Source organism: Bradyrhizobium sp. MI1.11 (assembly GCF_055811255.1).
Genome location: NZ_JBVVPM010000023.1, coordinates 110155 through 127740 on the forward strand (window position 1 = coordinate 110155; position 17586 = coordinate 127740).

Annotated in this window: 15 protein-coding genes and 1 other RNA gene; 10 read left to right on the plus strand and 6 right to left on the minus strand. The window is 64.9% G+C overall.

Annotated elements, in window-relative coordinates; all coding sequences use genetic code 11:
- Positions 1 to 7 precede the first annotated feature (7 nt).
- Positions 8 to 2185 (plus strand): xanthine dehydrogenase family protein molybdopterin-binding subunit, encoded by a 2178-nt coding sequence (locus AC0L30_RS22860; protein ID WP_473405249.1) that lies wholly within the window; start codon positions 8 to 10, stop codon positions 2183 to 2185.
- A complete protein-coding gene (locus AC0L30_RS22865) occupies positions 2182 to 3525 on the plus strand; it encodes a c-type cytochrome (RefSeq protein WP_473405250.1) in 1344 nt (447 codons plus the stop codon). The genes AC0L30_RS22860 and AC0L30_RS22865 overlap by 4 nt, the downstream gene beginning before the upstream one ends.
- 158 nt (positions 3526 to 3683) lie before the next feature.
- On the opposite strand, the gene AC0L30_RS22870 is transcribed toward AC0L30_RS22865, so the two are convergent.
- The 5 genes from AC0L30_RS22870 to AC0L30_RS22890 form a co-directional block, all read right to left on the minus strand.
- Complete coding sequence (locus AC0L30_RS22870) at positions 3684 to 4508, minus strand: TIGR00282 family metallophosphoesterase (RefSeq protein ID WP_007599952.1); 825 nt, start codon at positions 4506 to 4508, stop codon at positions 3684 to 3686.
- The gene (locus AC0L30_RS22875) at positions 4486 to 5082 is read right to left on the minus strand and encodes a 5-formyltetrahydrofolate cyclo-ligase (RefSeq protein ID WP_354159357.1); all 597 of its coding nucleotides are present in this window, start codon (positions 5080 to 5082) and stop codon (positions 4486 to 4488) included. Before AC0L30_RS22875 ends, AC0L30_RS22870 begins: the two co-directional genes overlap by 23 nt.
- 210 nt (positions 5083 to 5292) lie before the next feature.
- Positions 5293 to 5452, minus strand: a non-coding RNA gene (ssrS, locus tag AC0L30_RS22880) — 6S RNA.
- Positions 5453 to 5500: 48 nt separating this feature from the next.
- Positions 5501 to 5884 carry a cell division protein ZapA gene (locus tag AC0L30_RS22885; RefSeq protein WP_007599950.1) on the minus strand — a complete coding sequence of 128 codons (384 nt, stop codon included), beginning with the start codon at positions 5882 to 5884 and terminating at the stop codon, positions 5501 to 5503.
- Positions 5881 to 6201 carry a DUF4164 domain-containing protein gene (locus AC0L30_RS22890; protein WP_026232773.1) on the minus strand — a complete coding sequence of 107 codons (321 nt, stop codon included), beginning with the start codon at positions 6199 to 6201 and terminating at the stop codon, positions 5881 to 5883. The genes AC0L30_RS22885 and AC0L30_RS22890 overlap by 4 nt, the downstream gene beginning before the upstream one ends.
- 288 nt (positions 6202 to 6489) lie before the next feature.
- Here AC0L30_RS22890 and tkt point away from each other — a divergent pair, with 288 nt between their 5' ends.
- The 8 genes from tkt (at position 6490) to AC0L30_RS22930 (ending at position 16053) form a co-directional block, all read left to right on the plus strand.
- Positions 6490 to 8475: a transketolase gene (tkt, locus tag AC0L30_RS22895; protein ID WP_473405251.1), complete on the plus strand. Its 1986-nt coding sequence runs from the start codon at positions 6490 to 6492 to the stop codon at positions 8473 to 8475.
- Between the two features lie 146 nt (positions 8476 to 8621).
- On the plus strand, positions 8622 to 9629 hold the full coding sequence (gap, locus tag AC0L30_RS22900) for a type I glyceraldehyde-3-phosphate dehydrogenase (protein WP_007599946.1): 1008 nt from the start codon (positions 8622 to 8624) through the stop codon (positions 9627 to 9629).
- 147 nt (positions 9630 to 9776) lie between these two features.
- Positions 9777 to 10973, plus strand: a complete 1197-nt coding sequence (locus AC0L30_RS22905) for a phosphoglycerate kinase (RefSeq protein ID WP_473405252.1) — start codon at positions 9777 to 9779, stop codon at positions 10971 to 10973.
- A gap of 66 nt (positions 10974 to 11039) precedes the next feature.
- Positions 11040 to 12107 (plus strand): class II fructose-bisphosphate aldolase, encoded by a 1068-nt coding sequence (fba, locus tag AC0L30_RS22910; RefSeq protein ID WP_275174305.1) that lies wholly within the window; start codon positions 11040 to 11042, stop codon positions 12105 to 12107.
- Positions 12108 to 12361: 254 nt separating this feature from the next.
- The gene (locus tag AC0L30_RS22915) at positions 12362 to 13387 is read left to right on the plus strand and encodes a class I fructose-bisphosphate aldolase (protein ID WP_473405253.1); all 1026 of its coding nucleotides are present in this window, start codon (positions 12362 to 12364) and stop codon (positions 13385 to 13387) included.
- Between the two features lie 3 nt (positions 13388 to 13390).
- Positions 13391 to 14080, plus strand: coding sequence for a thiamine phosphate synthase (locus AC0L30_RS22920; RefSeq protein ID WP_007599931.1), 690 nt, complete (start codon positions 13391 to 13393; stop codon positions 14078 to 14080).
- A gap of 8 nt (positions 14081 to 14088) precedes the next feature.
- Positions 14089 to 15183: a tetratricopeptide repeat protein gene (locus AC0L30_RS22925; protein ID WP_219682876.1), complete on the plus strand. Its 1095-nt coding sequence runs from the start codon at positions 14089 to 14091 to the stop codon at positions 15181 to 15183.
- Between the two features lie 84 nt (positions 15184 to 15267).
- The gene (locus tag AC0L30_RS22930) at positions 15268 to 16053 is read left to right on the plus strand and encodes an inositol monophosphatase family protein (protein WP_007599929.1); all 786 of its coding nucleotides are present in this window, start codon (positions 15268 to 15270) and stop codon (positions 16051 to 16053) included.
- A gap of 33 nt (positions 16054 to 16086) precedes the next feature.
- Here the strand turns inward: AC0L30_RS22930 and AC0L30_RS22935 are convergent, their stop codons facing one another.
- On the minus strand, positions 16087 to 17229 hold the full coding sequence (locus AC0L30_RS22935) for an AAA family ATPase (RefSeq protein WP_219682877.1): 1143 nt from the start codon (positions 17227 to 17229) through the stop codon (positions 16087 to 16089).
- Between the last annotated feature and the right edge of the window lie 357 nt (positions 17230 to 17586).

Here is a 17586-nt window from a genome sequence, read left to right on the forward strand (position 1 = left end):
GTCCGCCATGATCACCGACAAGACTCTTCCTGACGTTTCCCGCCGTGCGCTTCTGACCGGCGGTCTCGCCACCGGCTTCCTGCTCGCCTTCCACCTGCCGCTGCGCGCCGCCGTCAACGAGCCGGAGCAGCCGAAGGACACCACCGACGGCAAGTTCGCGCCGAACGCCTTTATCCGAATCGAGGAGACTGGCCGCACCGTGCTCCTGATGCCGCAGGTCGAGATGGGCCAGGGCGTCTATACCTCGATCTCGATGATCCTGGCCGAAGAGCTCGATGCCGATTGGGCAAAGGTCGCGGTGCTGCACGCGCCGCCCAACGACCAGCTCTACGCCAATCCCGCCTTTGGCCTGCAGGCGACCGGCGGTTCGACCTCGATCCGTGCCTGGTGGAAACCCTTGCGCTCGGCCGGCGCCAGCGCGCGAGCGATGCTGGTGCAGGCCGCAGCGGCGCAATGGCAGGTCGAGCCCGCAAGCTGCACGACGTCGAAAGGCGAGGTCGTGCATGCCGCAAGTGGCCGCAAGCTCGGCTATGGCGAACTGGCACTGGCTGCACAGGGCCAGTCGCCGCCGAAAGACGTGCCGCTTAGGGATCCCAAGGATTTCGTGATCATCGGCCAGCCCTTGAAGCGGCTCGACACGCCGGACAAGGTCAACGGCAAGGCCGTGTACGGCATCGACGCGATCCTGCCCGGCATGAAGATCGCCGCGATAGCCAATTGCCCGGTCTTTGGCGGCAAGGTCGGCAAGGTCGACGACAGCGCGGCGGTGAAAATCCCGGGGGTGCGCAAGGTCGTGGTGCTCGAGGACACGGTCGCCGTGATCGGCGATCACATGTGGGCCGCGAAGAAAGGCCTCGATGCGCTCAAGATCGAGTGGAACGAGGGACCGAACGCGAAGCTCAGCACAAAGGATATCTGGCAGCATCTGCGCGCCGCCAGCGAGAAGGACGGCGTGGTCGCGAAATCGGTCGGCGACATCGCCAAGGGGCTCGCAAGCGGCGACAGGTTCGAGGCGAGCTTCGAACTGCCGTTCCTTGCGCATGCCTCGATGGAGCCGATCAACGCCACCGTTCACGTCAGGCCTGAAGCCTGCGAGATCTGGACCGGCACGCAGATCATGACGCGCGTGCAGTCGGAGGCGGCGAAGGCCGCGGGCCTCCCGGTCGACAAGGTGATCGTCAACCAGCATCTGCTCGGTGGCGGCTTCGGCCGCAAGCTCGAGCCGGACATGGTGGTGGCCGCCGTGAAGATCGCAAAACAGGTCGACTATCCCGTGAAGGTGATATGGACCCGTGAGGAGGACATCCAGCACGACGTCTACCGCCCGGTCTATCGCGACCAGGTCACGGCATCGCTGGTCGACGGCAAGGTCGCAGCGTGGAAGTACAAGGTCGCCGGCTCAGCCGTGCTGGCGCGCTGGCTGCCGCCGGCGTTCCAGAAGGGTATCGACATCGACGCGGTCGATGCCGCCGTGGATGCGCCCTACGACTTCGCCAACTTCCATGTCGAATATGTCCGCGCCGAACCGCCGGCGGTGCCCACCGGCTTCTGGCGCGGCGTCGGTCCGAACAACAACGTGTTCGCGGTCGAATGCGCGATGGACGAGCTGGCGCGCAAGGCCGGCAAGGATCCGGTCGAATTCCGCCGCTCGATGCTGACGAAGAATCCGCGCATGCTCGCGGTGCTCAATCTCGCCGCCGAGAAATCCGGCTGGGGCCAACCGCTGCCCCCGCGCGTCGGTCGCGGCGTCTGCGTGCAGCCGTCGTTTGCGAGCTTCCTCGCCACCGTGGTCGAAGCGGAGATCGACGATATCGGCGAGATCGTGCTCCGCCGCATCGTCTCGGTGGTGGACACCGGCATCGCGGTCAATCCTGACACGGTGAAAGCGCAGATCGAGGGCGGCCTGGTGTTCGGCCTCACCGCCGCGCTCTACGGCGAGATCACCATCGAGAAGGGCCGCGTGCAGCAGTCGAATTTCCACGACTATCGCATGATGCGCATCAACGAGATGCCGAAGATCGAGGTCGTCGTGGTCAAGAGCGGCGAGGCGCCCGGCGGCATCGGCGAGGCCGGCGTCAATGCCGGACCGCCGGCGCTGCGCAACGCCATTTACGCGGCAACCGGCGTCGCGCTGCGGCGCCTGCCGATCGATCGGAAACTGCTGGCTGCGGGGAAAAAGGCATGAGCGGCAAGATGCGTATCCTCACTGGCATCGTCGTGATCGCAACTGTCGTGGCGGCGCTCGGCGTCTGGTTCATCCGCGGGCCCGGTCCGCTCGACTTCGCCGGCGGCCCCAAGGTGGCGCTGGCGGATTACCGCGCCGGCAAGCCGGCCGGCGTGCCGGCGAAGTTCGAGAAGGCGAGCTTGGTCGAACGCGGCGAATATCTCGCAAAGGCGGCCGACTGCATGGTGTGCCACACCAAGCCCGGCGAGAAGGACTATTCCGGCGGGCTCGGTTTCAAGCTGCCGTTCGGCACGCTCTATTCCACCAACATCACGCCGGACAAGGACACCGGCATCGGCAATTACAGCGACCAGGATTTTCTCAACGCCGTCCAGCGCGGCAAGCGCCATGATGGCGCCCGGCTCTATCCGGCGATGCCCTACACGTCCTACACCTATATGACAGACGAGGACGTGCTGGCGGTGAAGGCCTATCTGTTCAGCCTGCCGGCGGTGCGCGCGAAGCCGGCGGAGAACACGCTGTCGTTCCCGTTCAATCAGCGCTGGGCGATGATCTTTTGGTCGGCCGTGTTCAATCCCGACACGCGCTTTGCGCCTGATACGTCGAAGAGCCCGGAGTGGAATCGCGGCGCGTATCTCGTGGAGGCGCTGGCACATTGCGGCGAATGCCATACGCCGCGCAATCTCGGCTTTGCGCTGGACAACAGCAAGAAATTTGCAGGCGCGATCACGGCCGGCTGGCGCGCCTTCAACATCTCCTCCGACAAGGCCACTGGTCTCGGCAGCTGGCGCGACGAGGACCTGATCTCCTATCTGTCGCTCGGCCATGCGCCGCGCCACGGCTCGGCGTCGGGTCCGATGGGTGAAGCGGTCGACCACAGTTTCAGCCAGTTCGCGCCTGAGGACATAAGCAGCATCGTCGCTTATTTGCGCAGCGTGCCGCCGCAGCCCTCGCCCGACCTGCCCGCAACCATCGCACCCATTGCGCCCGCCTCGCACAAGGACGGCGTTACGGCGGACGCGCGCGGCAAGAAAATGTTCGCCAGCGCCTGCGCCAGCTGTCACGGCTGGAGCGGCGAGAGCCCGGTCTCGCCGATGGCGACGCTGACCGGCACCTGGGCCGTCAACGACCCCGCCGCCACCAACGTGGCGCAGATTGTGCTGTCCGGCACCAAGCGCCACACGCCCGACGGCGCGCTGTCGATGCCGGCGTTCGGTGAGGCGTATAGCGACGACGAGATCGCGGCGGTGGCGAACTATGTCACGGCGCGGTTCGGGACGAAGGGGTCCAAGCTGACCGCGAAGGATGTGGCGGGGTTGAGGGAGCAGACGGCGGAGTAGGCCCCATTGTCGTCCTGGCGAAAGCCAGGACCCATTACCCCAACTGTCTGTTTGGCGCGATGCCCTTGACCGCGAGCCTGCCCATTACCACGGCCGGTGGTAATGGGTCCTGGCTTTCGCCAGGACGACACTGAGTGTGTGGTGAGCTACGCGAGAACTCAGCTCAACCAGAATTTCGGCGTCGCCGGCTCCAGCCGGCCGCCCGCGCGCACCGGGGCAATCCGCAGTGCGAGCCCTGTCGCGTCATCGGTCTCCACGGCGACGCCGCTGAGCGTCGCCGCGCCCGCCGCCGGCTCGAAGCGGCCTGACGGGATTCCGGAGGTGAACCTCCGCAGCGGCTCTTCCTTCTGCATGCCGATGATGGAATCGTAGTCGCCGGTCATGCCGGCATCGGTCATGTAGGCGGTGCCGCCTGACAGGATCTGGTGGTCGGCGGTCGGCACATGGGTGTGGGTGCCGACGACGAGGCTGGCGCGGCCGTCGCAGAAGAAGCCGATGCCCTGCTTCTCGCTGCTCGCCTCGCAATGGAAGTCGACGACGATGGCGTCCGCAGCGATGCCGAGCGGACAGGCGCCGAGCTCGCGCTCCAGCGCTGCGAAGGGATCGTCGAACGGGGTCATGAAGACGCGGCCCAAAGCGTTGACGACGAGCGCATGCTTGCCGTTCTTGGTCTCGACCAATGCGGCGCCGCGGCCGGGCGTGCCGCGCGGATAGTTCGCCGGCCGCACCAAACGCTCGGCGCGCTCGATGAATACGAGTGCTTCGCGCTGGTCCCATGAGTGATTGCCGAGCGTCACCGCGTCGGCGCCGGCATCGAGAAACTCCTGATAGATCGCTTCCGTGATGCCGAAGCCGCCGGCGGAATTCTCGCCGTTGACGACGACGAAATCGAGCGACCAGTCCTTGACCATGCCGGGCAGATATTCGGCGATGGCATTGCGCCCGGCACGGCCGACGACATCACCCACGAAGAGAATGCGCAACTTCAGAACTCCGGAAATCGAATACGTCGGATTCCGTTAGCACATAATCCAGCGCGACGTCGTGGGATAGTGCCGGAACCGCCTTGATCTCCTGCGCTGCAAAAGCGAGCCCGATGCCGACGATGGTCTTGGCTTTTCGCAGATGCGCGAAGGTGTGGTCGTAGTGCCCCGCGCCATAACCGATGCGATGGCCGAGACGATCGAAGGCAGCGAGCGGCGTCAGCATGATGTCGGGAATGACTTCAGCGGCCCCAGGCGACGGCTCGGGAATGCCGAGCGGGCCGAGCATCAGGCGATCGTTCGGATTGAAGATGCGGAAGATCAGCGACTGGCCGCGCGCGGTGACGCAAGGCAGCGCGAGCCTGGCACCCTGCTCTGCGAGCGTCTTCAGTAGCGGCATCGGATCGATCTCGCTGCGGATCGGCGAATAGCCTGATACGATGCTGCCAGGCAGGAGCTGGAACGGCAGCCCGCGCTTGGCGAGATTGGCGGCGGCGGCGGTGCGTTTCTTTTCGCTCAGCGCATCGCGCGCCGCGAGGGCTTTGGCACGGAGTTCGGCTTTGGTGTTGGTCATGCGCGTTTGCTCCGAAGGCGAAGTCTTGCTCCGCTGTCATCGCCCGCCTTGTGCGCCCTTGCGCACTGGGGCGGGCGATCCAGTATTCCAGAGACGCCAGTAATCAAATTTCGACGCCGCGGCGTACTGGATGCCCCGGTCAAGCCGGGGCATGACACCTGTTGAATTGGCCGCAGTCGTTTCAACAGGCACAAACCAAGCAAACAAAAGTGCGAAGCCGCGAACGCCGTTGAAGCACTCGATCCCGGAGTTCCCTACGAAAGTAGGTGGGCACCATATGTCCGAGCCCACGGGCCCGGCCAGGGACAGTTCCCTAAAGGATCGATAAGGCCCCGGGGATAATGGCTCCTGACGCGCGTCGCAGCCCCGCTTGGGCAATGTAACAACGATGCTGACGAATCGCCAGCCCGGTGAAGGGTCAACCGATGGCGATCCCGTTGCCGACGGTCCGGTTCAGGACCTGGGTCGACTTCTCGATGCGCTCGGCCGCGGAGTTCAGTGCGTTCACGACCGCGGTCTGGGTCAGCCGGGCGCGCTCGACGGCGGCGTTGCGGAAATCCCGCAACTCGGTCAGCTCCTGCTCCATGGTGCGGATGCGATTGCCGGCATCGACCAATTCGTCGCAGACGGTCAGCGCCGCCATCACGGTGAGCCTGGCATCACCGATCTCGCCGAACTTTCCGCGCAGCGACTGAATCCGCGTCTCCAGGCTTTCGGCGAGCTTGAGCAGCCGCACCTCCTGGCCCTCCTCGCAGGCCATGCGGTATTGCCGGCCGTTGATGGTGACGTTGATGTGGCTCATCCATCCTCTCCGGTATCGAGCACCGAGCGTATCGTGACGATCGCGGAATCCAGCCGATCGGAGATCTCGCGACTGGAGCGCTCGAGCTTGCGCGCCTTCACCAGCGCGCCGTCGAGCTCGTCGGCAAGCCGCGAGCGGTCCGCGCCCAGCGCCTGGATCCGCGCAGCGAGCTCGTTCTCGTCGCGATCGGCGTCGCGCCGCCGCTCCACCGCGCTTTCGAGCGAGTCGAGCGCCGCCATGAGCCTGCGGGTCGCGATCTCGATCTCGACGGCCGAGGACTCGGTCATGGCAGAGCTGTTGGATACGCGATCGTTCATGCAGTCAGCGGCGGAACCTGTGGCCTATCCCCTGGGGGCTTGCCGTCCGGCAAAAGACTCGGTTCGGCAAGCGGTTAGAAGCAGAAATTTACGTGGCAAGCTAGCGGAGCGCAACGCCGCCACGAAACTATGCACTGCTAAGCAACTTTTGCGGCCAAACCGGCGTTTGATTGCCTTGGCCTGTCGGAACCGAGATGCTATCCCAGCCGCGACCCCAGCGGCCGAAAGGCTCCTTCCGGCGCGGCCAAATCCAGCCACAAGCGCCTCATTTCAGACGGATTTTCAGACATGACGCAGGTCGACCACAACCGTATGGCCAATGCGATCCGCGGCCTCGCCATGGACGGCGTCGAGAAGGCGAAATCGGGTCATCCGGGCCTGCCGATGGGCGCCGCCGACATGGCGACCGTGCTGTTCACGCAATTCCTGAAATTCGACGTCGCCGCGCTGGACTGGCCGGACCGGGACCGCTTCGTGCTCTCGGCCGGGCACGGCTCGATGCTGATCTATTCGCTGCTGTATCTGATCGGCAGCCCCGAGATGACGATCGACCAGCTCAAGGACTTTCGCCAGTTGGGGTCGCTGACGCCGGGACATCCCGAGCACGGCCACACCAAGGGCATCGAGACCACCACCGGACCGCTCGGCCAGGGCATTTCCGCCGCTGTCGGCATGGCGCTCGCCGAGAAGATGCTCGCCGCCGAGTTCGGCAAAAAGATCGTCGATCACCATACCTATGTGATCGCTTCCGACGGCGATTTGATGGAAGGCGTGTCGCAGGAAGCGATCGCGATGGCGGGGCACTGGAAGCTCAACAAGCTCATCGTGCTGTATGACGACAACGGCATCTCGATCGACGGTCCGACCTCGCTTTCCGATTCCGTGGACCAGGTGAAGCGGTTCAAGGCGTGCGGCTGGGCGGCCGAGAAGATCGACGGTCATGACCAGGCTGCGATATCAGCCGCGATCACGCGCGCGCAGAAATCAAACAAGCCGACGCTGATCGCCTGCCGCACCACCATCGGCTTCGGCGCGCCGCACAAGGCCGGCACCAACAAGGTGCACGGCGAAGCGCTCGGTGCCGACGAACTCAAGGCCGCCAAGGAAAATCTCGGCATTTCGCTGGAGCCGTTCTCGGTGCCCGACGACGTGCTCAAGGCCTGGCGCGCGGCCGGCAGCCGCGGCGCGGCGGCACGACAGGAATGGGAAGCAAGGCTCGGCGAACTCGGCAGCCGCAAGCGCGCCGAGTTCGAGCGACGGCTGCGCCACGAGCGCCCAGCGGCGCTGGCGAAGGCGTTCAAAGGCTACAAGAAGGAGCTCTTGGAAAAGCCGATGAATGCGGCGACCCGCAAATCCTCCGAAGCCGTGATCGAAGTGATTGCTGGCGCGATGCCGATGGAATTTCTGGCGGGCTCGGCCGACCTCACCGGCTCCAACAACAACAAGGCGAAGTCGGCAACCGCGTTCTCGGCCAAGACGCCGAAGGGCCGCTTCATCCATTACGGCATCCGCGAGCACGGCATGTGCGCGGCGATGAACGGCATCTTCCTGCACGGTGGTTTTGCGCCGAACGGCGCGACCTTCCTGGTGTTCACCGATTATGCGCGGCCGGCAATGCGGCTCGCCGCGTTGATGGGGACCGGGGTCGTTTATGTGATGACCCATGATTCTATCGGCCTCGGGGAGGACGGCCCGACCCACCAGCCGGTCGAGCATCTCTCGGCACTTCGCGCCATTCCCAATATGCGCGTGTTCCGCCCGTGCGATTCCATCGAGGTTGCCGAGTGCTGGGAGCTCGCGCTCAACCGCATCGACGGCCCGACGGTGCTGGCGCTGACCCGTCAGAACCTGCCGCAGCTGCGCACCACCGCACCGAACGAAAGCCCCTGCCGGTTTGGTGCCTACGAACTGGTGGCCGCCCAGGGCGAAGCAAAGGCGACGCTGTTCGCCTCGGGCTCCGAAGTGGAGATGGCCGTGGCCGCCCAGAAGCAGCTCGCCGAGCGCGGCATTCCGACCCGGGTGGTTTCGGTTCCCTCGCTTGAGCTCCTGTTAGCGCAACCAAAGGAGCGCCGCGACGAGATCATCGGCAACGCCCCCATCAAGGTCGCGATCGAGGCCGCCGTGCGCTGGGGCTGGGACGCCGTGATCGGCCAGGATGGCGAATTTATCGGCATGCACTCCTTCGGCGCCAGCGCCCCTCTCAACAAGGTATTCCAGCACTTTGGCATTACCGCCGAGGCCGCGGTTAACGCCGTTCTGAAACGCGTTTCCTGAGAGTTGAGATTGCCGAAAAAAAGGACTACCTAACTCCCATATGATCAAGCCCCGCCCGGCCGAACCGGGCGTCCGCCCTAAAAAAACCCTCGCAGGCGCGCTAGCGCGTTGTGCGGGATGACAACGGTCATTGAAGGAGACGAAACATGGCAGTCCGCGTCGGAATCAACGGTTTTGGCCGCATCGGCCGCAACATCCTGCGGGCCATCGCCGAGTCCGGCCGCAAGGACATCGAGGTCGTCGGCATCAACGACCTCGGCCCGGTCGAGACCAACGCGCATCTGCTTCGCTTCGACAGCGTCCACGGCCGCTTCCCCGGCACCGTGACCGTCGATGGCGACACGATCAGCCTCGGCGGCAACAAGATCAAGGTGACCGCCGAGCGCGATCCCTCGAAGCTGCCCTGGAAGGATCTCGGCATCGACATCGCGATGGAATGCACCGGCATCTTCACCTCGAAGGACAAGGCCTCCGCGCATCTGACCGCCGGCGCCAAGCGCGTTCTCGTTTCTGCGCCCGCCGACGGCGCCGACGCCACCATCGTCTTCGGCGTCAACCACGACACGCTGACCCGGGAACATCTAGTCGTCTCCAACGGCTCCTGCACCACCAACTGTCTTGCGCCGATCGCCAAGGTGCTGAACGACCTCGTCGGCATCGAGACCGGCTTCATGACCACGATCCACGCCTATACCGGCGACCAGCCGACGCTCGATACGATGCATAAGGATCTCTACCGCGGCCGTGCGGCTGCGATGTCGATGATCCCGACCTCGACCGGCGCCGCCAAGGCGATCGGCCTCGTGCTGCCGGAACTGAAGGGCAAGCTCGACGGCGTCGCGATCCGCGTGCCGACCCCGAACGTCTCGGTCGTCGACCTCAAGATCGTGGCCAAGCGCGCCACCGATCCGAAGGAAATCAACGAGGCGATGAAGCGTGCCTCCGAGCAGCAGCTCAAGGGCATCCTCGGCTACACCACGGCGCCGAACGTCTCGATCGACTTCAACCACGACCCGCACTCCTCGACGTTCCACATGGACCAGACCAAGGTGCAGAACGGCACGCTGGTGCGCGTGATGTCCTGGTACGACAATGAGTGGGGCTTCTCGAATCGCATGGCGGACACCGCCGTCGCGATGGCGAAGGTGATCTAACTCCGCTCTCGTGTCCCGGACGCGATGCGGCGTGAAGCGCTGCGTCGCAGAGCCGGGCCCATTCAACCGCGGGACTCGCCGCAATTTGGGTCCCGGTTCTGCACGGCGGCACTACGCGCCGCGGTGCGCCCGGGACAAGGGCCTCCGATGACCAACAAATTCCGCACCCTCGACGACGTCGATGTGAAGGGCAAACGTGTCCTGCTGCGCGTCGATCTCAACGTGCCCATGGAGAACGGGCGCGTCAGCGACGCGACCCGGCTCGAGCGCGTCGCGCCGACCATCACCGAAATCTCCGACAAGGGCGGCAAGGTCATCCTGCTCGCGCATTTCGGTCGGCCGAAAGGACGCGATGCCAAGGACTCGCTCAAGCCTGTTGCCGAGGCGCTGTCGAAGGTCGTGAAGAAGCCCGTAGGCTTCGCCGACGACTGCATCGGCGAGCCCGCGGCCAAGGCCGTGGCGGCGCTGAACGACGGCGACATCCTCTGTCTCGAAAATACCCGCTTCCACAAAGAGGAAGAGAAGAACGATCCGGCCTTTGTCGCGGAGCTCGCAAAACTCGGCGACATCTGGGTCAATGACGCGTTCTCGGCCGCGCACCGCGCCCACGCCTCGACCGAAGGCCTCGGCCACAAGCTACCCGCCTATGCCGGCCGCACCATGCAGGCCGAACTGGTCGCGCTGGAGAAGGCGCTGGGCTCACCGACCAAGCCCGTCATCGCGATCATCGGCGGCGCCAAGGTCTCGACCAAGATCGACCTGCTCGAAAACCTCGTGACCAAGGTCGACGCGCTCGTGATCGGCGGCGGCATGGCCAACACCTTCCTGCACGCCCAGGGCGTCGGCATCGGCAAGTCGCTGGCCGAGAAGGATCTCGCCGCGACCGCGCTGCGCATCATGGAAAAGGCGGAAGCCGCCAACTGCGCCATCATCCTGCCGGTCGATGCCACCGTCGCCTATCATTTCGCGGCCAACGCGCCGTCGCACGCCTATGGCCTCGACGCGATCCCGGCCGACGGCATGATCCTCGACGTCGGTCCGCAGTCGATCGCACGCGTCCACGCCGCGATCGACGATGCGGCGACACTGGTCTGGAACGGACCGCTCGGTGCCTTCGAGATGCAGCCGTTCGACCGCGGCACGATGTCCGCCGCCAAGCACGCCGCCGAGCGCACCAAGGCCAAGAAGCTGATCTCGATAGCGGGCGGCGGCGACACCGTCGCGGCCCTCAACCAGGCCCATGTGGCCGGTCAGTTCACCTATGTCTCGACCGCCGGTGGCGCATTTCTTGAATGGATGGAAGGCAAGCCCCTGCCCGGCGTCGAAGTTCTGCGCACCAAGTAATCGGTCGGCAAGTCGTAGCCGCCTTCAAGCAGTGGCCTTGCAGGCCCAAACGGGAGAAAAACACAGATGGCTCGGATCACGTTGCGTCAATTGCTCGACCATGCGGCGGAGAACGATTACGGCGTCCCGGCCTTCAACATCAACAACATGGAGCAGGCGCTGGCGATCATGGACGCGGCCAACCAGGTCGACGCGCCCGTCATCATCCAGGCTTCGCGCGGTGCGCGCTCCTACGCCAACGACGTCATGCTCAAGCACATGATGGACGCGGTGACCGAGATCTATCCGCACATTCCGGTCTGCGTGCATCTCGACCACGGCAACGAGCCGGCAACCTGCATGACCGCGATCCAGGCCGGCTTCACCTCGGTCATGATGGACGGCTCGCTCAAGGCTGACGGCAAGACCCCCGGCGACTGGGGCTACAATGTCGGCGTCACCAAGACCGTGACCGACATGGCCCACCTCGGCGGCATCTCGGTCGAGGGCGAACTCGGCGTGCTCGGCTCGCTCGAAACCGGCATGGGCGACAAGGAAGACGGCCACGGCGCCGAGGGCAAGCTCAGCCACGACCAGCTCCTGACCAATCCGGATGAAGCCGTGAAGTTCGTCCAGGAGACCCAGGTCGACGCGCTCGCGATCGCGATGGGGACGTCTCACGGCGCCTACAAATTCACCCGCAAGCCCGACGGCGACATCCTCGCCATGAACGTGATCGAGGAGATCCACCGCAAGCTGCCGAACATGCATCTCGTCATGCACGGCTCCTCGTCGGTGCCGCAGGACCTCCAGGACATCATCAACACCTATGGCGGCAAGATGAAGCCGACCTGGGGCGTGCCTGTCGCCGAGATCCAGCGCGGCATCAAGAACGGCGTGCGCAAGATCAACATCGACACCGACAATCGCATGGCGATGACCGGCCAAATCCGGAAAGTGCTCAAGGACAATCCGGAAGAGTTCGATCCGCGCAAATACCTGAAGCCCGCGATGGAAGCGATGACCAAGCTGTGCAAGCAGCGGCTCCAGGAATTCAATACCGCAGGCCAAGCCTCCAAGATCAAGAAGGTGCTGACCACGGCCGAGATGGCCAAGCGCTACGCCAAGGGCGAGCTCGCCCCGAAGGTGGCGTGAAGCTGCTCTATCCTCCTCCTCTCCCCGCCCTTCGCGGGGAGAGGGTTGGGGTGAGGGGCTCTCTCCGCAGATGAGATGACTGCGGGACCTGTACCCCCTCACCCGGATCGCAAGGGCGATCCGACCTCTCCCCGCAGGCGGGGAGAGGTGAACAAGCCCTCCCCCTTACCCTGCGACGAACGTTAACTCGGCATTTGCCCGAGAACGGTCTATTTTCACCGGCAAGGGCAGAATCGTTTTGGGAGGACATCTCGATGAATCTGACTGAGCTCAACAGGATCGCGACCGCTCTGGTCGCGCCCGGCAAGGGCATCCTTGCCGCCGACGAATCCTCCGGCACCATCAAGAAGCGTTTCGACGCGATCGGCGTGGAATCGACCGAGGAGAACCGCCGCGACTATCGCGAGATGCTGTTCCGCTCGAACGAAGCCATGAGCCGGTACATCTCCGGCGTCATCCTCTATGACGAGACGATCTGGCAGAACGCAAAGGACGGCACGCCCCTGGTCAAGCTGATCGAACAGACCGGCGCCATTCCCGGCATCAAGGTCGACGAGGGCACGCAGCCCCTGCCGATGTGCCCGGGAGAGCTCGTCACCGTCGGGCTCGACAAGCTCGCCGAGCGCTTGAAGAAATATTACGAGCGCGGCGCGCGCTTCGCCAAATGGCGCGCGGTGATCGATATCGGCAGCGGCATCCCCTCAATGACCGCGATCAGCGTCAACGCCCACGCGCTGGCGCGCTATGCAGCGCTGTGCCAGGCCGCGCAGATCGTGCCGATCGTCGAGCCCGAAGTGTTGATGGACGGCGATCACGACATCGATCGCTGCTATGAGGTGACGAGCCGTGTGCTCAACAAGACGTTTCAGGAATTGCGCGTGCAGCGCGTCGCGCTCGAGGGCATGGTGCTGAAGCCGAACATGGCCATCTCCGGCAAAAAATGCCCGAAGCAGGCTTCCATCGAGGAGGTCGCGGAGAAGACGATACGGCTGCTTAGGGCGTGCGTGCCCGCGGCGGTACCCGGCATCGCCTTCCTCTCCGGCGGCCAGTCGGATGAAGAGGCAACGGCGCATCTCAACTCCATGCACAAGCGCGGGCCCCTGCCCTGGGGCCTGACCTTCTCCTACGGTCGCGCACTGCAGGCCGCGCCGCAGAAGGCCTGGTCGGGCAAAGCCGGGAACGTCGCGGCCGGACAAAGCGCATTCAGTCACCGCGCGCGAATGAATGGCCTCGCCTCCAAAGGCGAATGGCAAAGCAGCCTGGAACAGAAAGCGGCCTAGATCTTGTCGAACAAATCTCCTCCGCCGCGCCCGGCGCCGCGCCTTTATCTCGCGACGCCTGTCGTCGACGATCCCGCTTCGCTTCTCACGGAGCTGCCCGGTCTGCTCGCCGCCGCCGACGTCGCGGCCGTGCTGCTGCGCCTGAAGGAGACCGATCAGCGCACCATGATCTCCCGGATCAAGGCGCTAGCGCCGCCGGTTCAGAAAGCGGGCGCCGCGCTGCTCGTCGACGGCCATCCTGAGCTCGTCGCACGCGGCGGCGCCGACGGTGCGCACCTGCCCGGCATCGCCGCGCTGAAAGAGGCGCTGCCATCGCTCAAGCCCGATCGCATCGCCGGCGTCGGCGGGCTGACGACGCGGCACCATTCCATGGATGCGGGCGAGATCGGCGCCGATTACGTCTTGTTCGGCGAGCCCGACGCAAAGGGCCAGCGGCCGTCGTCGCAAGCGATCGCCGAACGGCTGGACTGGTGGGCCGAGCTGTTCGAGCCGCCCTGCGTCGGCTTTGCCCTGTCGTTGGAGGAGGCCCGCGAATTCGCCGCCAGCGGCGCCGATTTCGTGCTGGTGGACGACTTGATCTGGGCCGATCCGCGCGGACCCAAGGCCGCGCTGGTCGAGATCGACGCTGCGATCAAGAATGCTCATGCGACGGCGCTTGCGGGCCAAAATCCTGCGGGTCAGGAGCACGGCTAGCGCCCGTCATGAAGCTCCCGCGCATCACCATCCTGGCCACGCTGCTGCTCACAGTGCCCGCGGCCGCGCAGCTCCAGATCACGCCGCCCGTGGCAACGCCAAGCCCTTCGGCCGAGAAAACCAAGGACAAGCCGAAGGCCACGCCGCACACCATCACCAAGAAGAAGGAAGCGGCGCCGGCAACCAAATCCTCGGCGTCGCCCAAACCTTCAGCCTCCCCAAAGCAGGCTCCTGCCGCGACCGTGATCCCTGCGCCTCCGACCGACAATCCCAACGTCGATCTGGTGTACGGCGCCTATCAGCGCGGCCAGTACAAGACCGCCTTCGAACTCGCCACCGCCCGTGCCGAAACCGGCGATGCCAAGGCGATGACCATGCTGGGTGAGCTCTATTCCAATGCCATGGGAATCCGGCGCGACTACGCCAAGGCGCTGCAATGGTACAAGCGCGCCTCCGACGCCGGCGACCGCGAGGCGATGTTCGCGCTCGCTATGCTCAGAATGTCCGGCCGCGGCGGCCCGGTCGACAAAAACGAGGCGGTCAAGCTGATGGCGTCCGCCGCCAAGCTCGGCGAGCCCAAGGCGGCCTATAACCTCGCGCTGCTCTATCTCGACGGCCAGACCCTGCCGCAGGACGTCAAGCGCTCCGCCGAGCTGCTGCGCCAGGCGGCTGATGCCGGCCTGCCCGAGGCGCAATACGCGCTCGCGACCTTCTACAAGGAAGGCACCGGCGTGCCGAAGGATTTGGAACGGGCGGTGCGTCTGCTCCAGGTCGCCACGCTGACCGACAATGTCGATGCCGAGGTCGAATACGCCATCGCGCTGTTCAACGGCACCGGCACGCCGAAGAACCAGCCGGCGGCCGTAGCCCTGCTCCGCAAGGCCTCCCGCCAGGGCAGCGCGATCGCGCAGAACCGGCTGGCCTGGGTGCTGATCAACGGCATGGGCACGGCCGTGGACAAGGTCGAGGGCTTCAAATGGCATCTGGTGGCCAAGACCGCCGGCAAGGGCGATCCGGAGCTGGACAAGCAATTGTCGGATTTGCCGGCCGAGGACCGGGCCAAGGCCGAGGCCGCCGCCAGGAAATGGCTCGGGGCCAAATGACTTGACGTTGAGGCCCCCGCAGGGCACCCCATCCCTCAAACAGGTGCGATTTCGCGCCATTTCCCCCGATCAAGACCAGAGCTCATGCTGTATTCCGCAACTATCAACGTCATGGTCAAGGCCGCGCGCCGCGCCGGCCGCAGCCTCAAGCGCGATCTCGGCGAGATCGAGCATCTCCAGGTCTCGCTGAAGGGGCCGGCGAATTTCGTCTCGCTGGCCGACAAGCGCGCCGAGGAGATCCTCTACCAGGACCTCGCCAAGGCGCGGCCCGGTTACGGCTTCATCGGCGAGGAAGGCGGCACGCGCGAGGGCTCCGACAAGAGCCACACCTGGATCGTCGATCCGCTCGACGGCACCACCAACTTCCTGCACGGCATCCCGCAATTCGCGATCTCGATCGGGCTTTCGCGCGAAGGCACGATCATCGCCGGCGTGATCTACAATCCCGCCAATGACGAGCTCTACATTGCCGAGCGCGGCAAGGGCGCCTTCCTCAACGACCAGCGCCTGCGCGTGGCCGGCCGCCGCCAGCTCAACGAATGCGTGGTGGCCTGCGGCCTGCCCCATATCGGCCGCGGCGACCACGAGGAATTCCGCCGCGAGATGACCGCGATGCAAGAGCGCGTCGCCGGCCTGCGCCGCTTCGGCGCCGCCTCCCTCGACCTCGCCTTCGTCGCGGCGGGCCGCCTCGACGGCTATTGGGAGCGCAATTTGCAATCCTGGGACATCGCGGCGGGCATGATCATGCTGCGCGAGGCGGGCGGCACGATCACCGACATCGACACGCCGGGCGATGCCCTGGTGACGGGCAATGTCGTGTGCGGGAATGAGTTCGTGCACGGGGAATTGGCGAAGATTTTGCGGAAGTAGGCCGCAGTAGCACGACAGCTCGATCTACGACGGTTAAGAATCGTCGTCCTCGTCGGATTCCTCGTCGTCCTCGTCGTCGCGATATTCACCGCCGATGGTCAGGCCCTCGATCGCCGTGGCGCCCTTCGACTTGATCACCCGGCGGAGCGGGACCGAACTCTCGCTTCGCAGCGCGTCCATCAACTGTTCCGAATGGGTGACGATCCAGATGTCGGCGCGGCGTGATGCCTTGGCGATGAGCCGGGCCAGCGGCGCCAGCAGCGACGGATGCAGGCTGGTCTCGGGTTCGTTCAGCGCAATGAACGGCGGCAGCCGATAGCCCATGAACACCGCGAGCAGGCAGATGTATTTCAGCGTCCCATCGGATAGTTCATGCGCCCTGAACGGCCGCGGCATATCCGGCAATTGCAGATCGAATTCACACCTGCCATTTTCTTCCCATGCGCGGAGTTCGGCATCCGGGAATGCATCCTGGATCGCGTCCTGCAGGTCGTTGGCGTCTTCCCGAATGACATAGAGGGTCGCCAGGGTGGCCGCCAAATCGATTCCATCGGCGCTGAGCGAGGGCGTCGCGATCGCGAGACAAGGCTTTCGTATCGGTGACGCCGGATCAGTGCGGAAGTCATGATAGAATCGCCAGCCCAGCATCGCATTTCTGATCAGGTCGATTTCCGGACATTGCTTGCCATCGGAAAAAGCCGCAAGCGCGGTCTCTGACGGCAGCACCGCATCCTTGTGAGCGTTCCAGGCGCCGCTCTCGCCACGGACGCTGATGAGCGAATTGATCCGCTCCATCAGCTTGACCGTGCGTTTGCCGCGTGTCGTTTCGATCGTTTCAGCCTTGATCATCGGCTCGCCGGAAAACGCGGCCTGAAGCGGGCTCGGAAACCCGAGCTCGATGGAATACCTCATGCTGTCGAATGTGGCCGACAGCCGCAGCCGCCCGTCTTCGCCCTTTTTGCGAATGCCGGACCAGCAGACCGAATTCAATCCGCCTTCATCGGCGATCGTGCGGGTGATTTGACCGGTCGCCGCGTCGCGCAGCAGCGACAAGGACTTGTAGAGATTGGATTTGCCGACGCCATTTTCACCGACAAACACCGACAAGGGATGGATGGGTATGGAGAGCCGCCGAATGGAGCGATAGTTCGAGATCGCAATTTCGGTCGGACGCATGACGTGCTCTCGATCGGCGGGATGCCAGGGTATTCGCGGCGTGGTGCGAATACGTTGTTCAATCCAGGGATGCAGTCTGGATTGAGGCCTCCGAGAAATCAAGCCGAGGGATCCGGCGTTCAGTCAGGGCAATCGCATATGGTGCACGAGGACCACGCGGCTTGCTCCGCCTCTCCCGCTTGCGGGAGAGGCCGACGCGCCCCGGGCGATGCGAAGCATCGTCCCGCGCGCGGCGGGTGAGGGCTCTCACCACACGGGGGCATCCTCCGCAATTCTCGACAATCCCGACGCGGAGACACCCCCACCCCAGCCCTCCCCCGCAAGCGGGAGAGGGAGCCCACTGCCGATGCCGCCGCA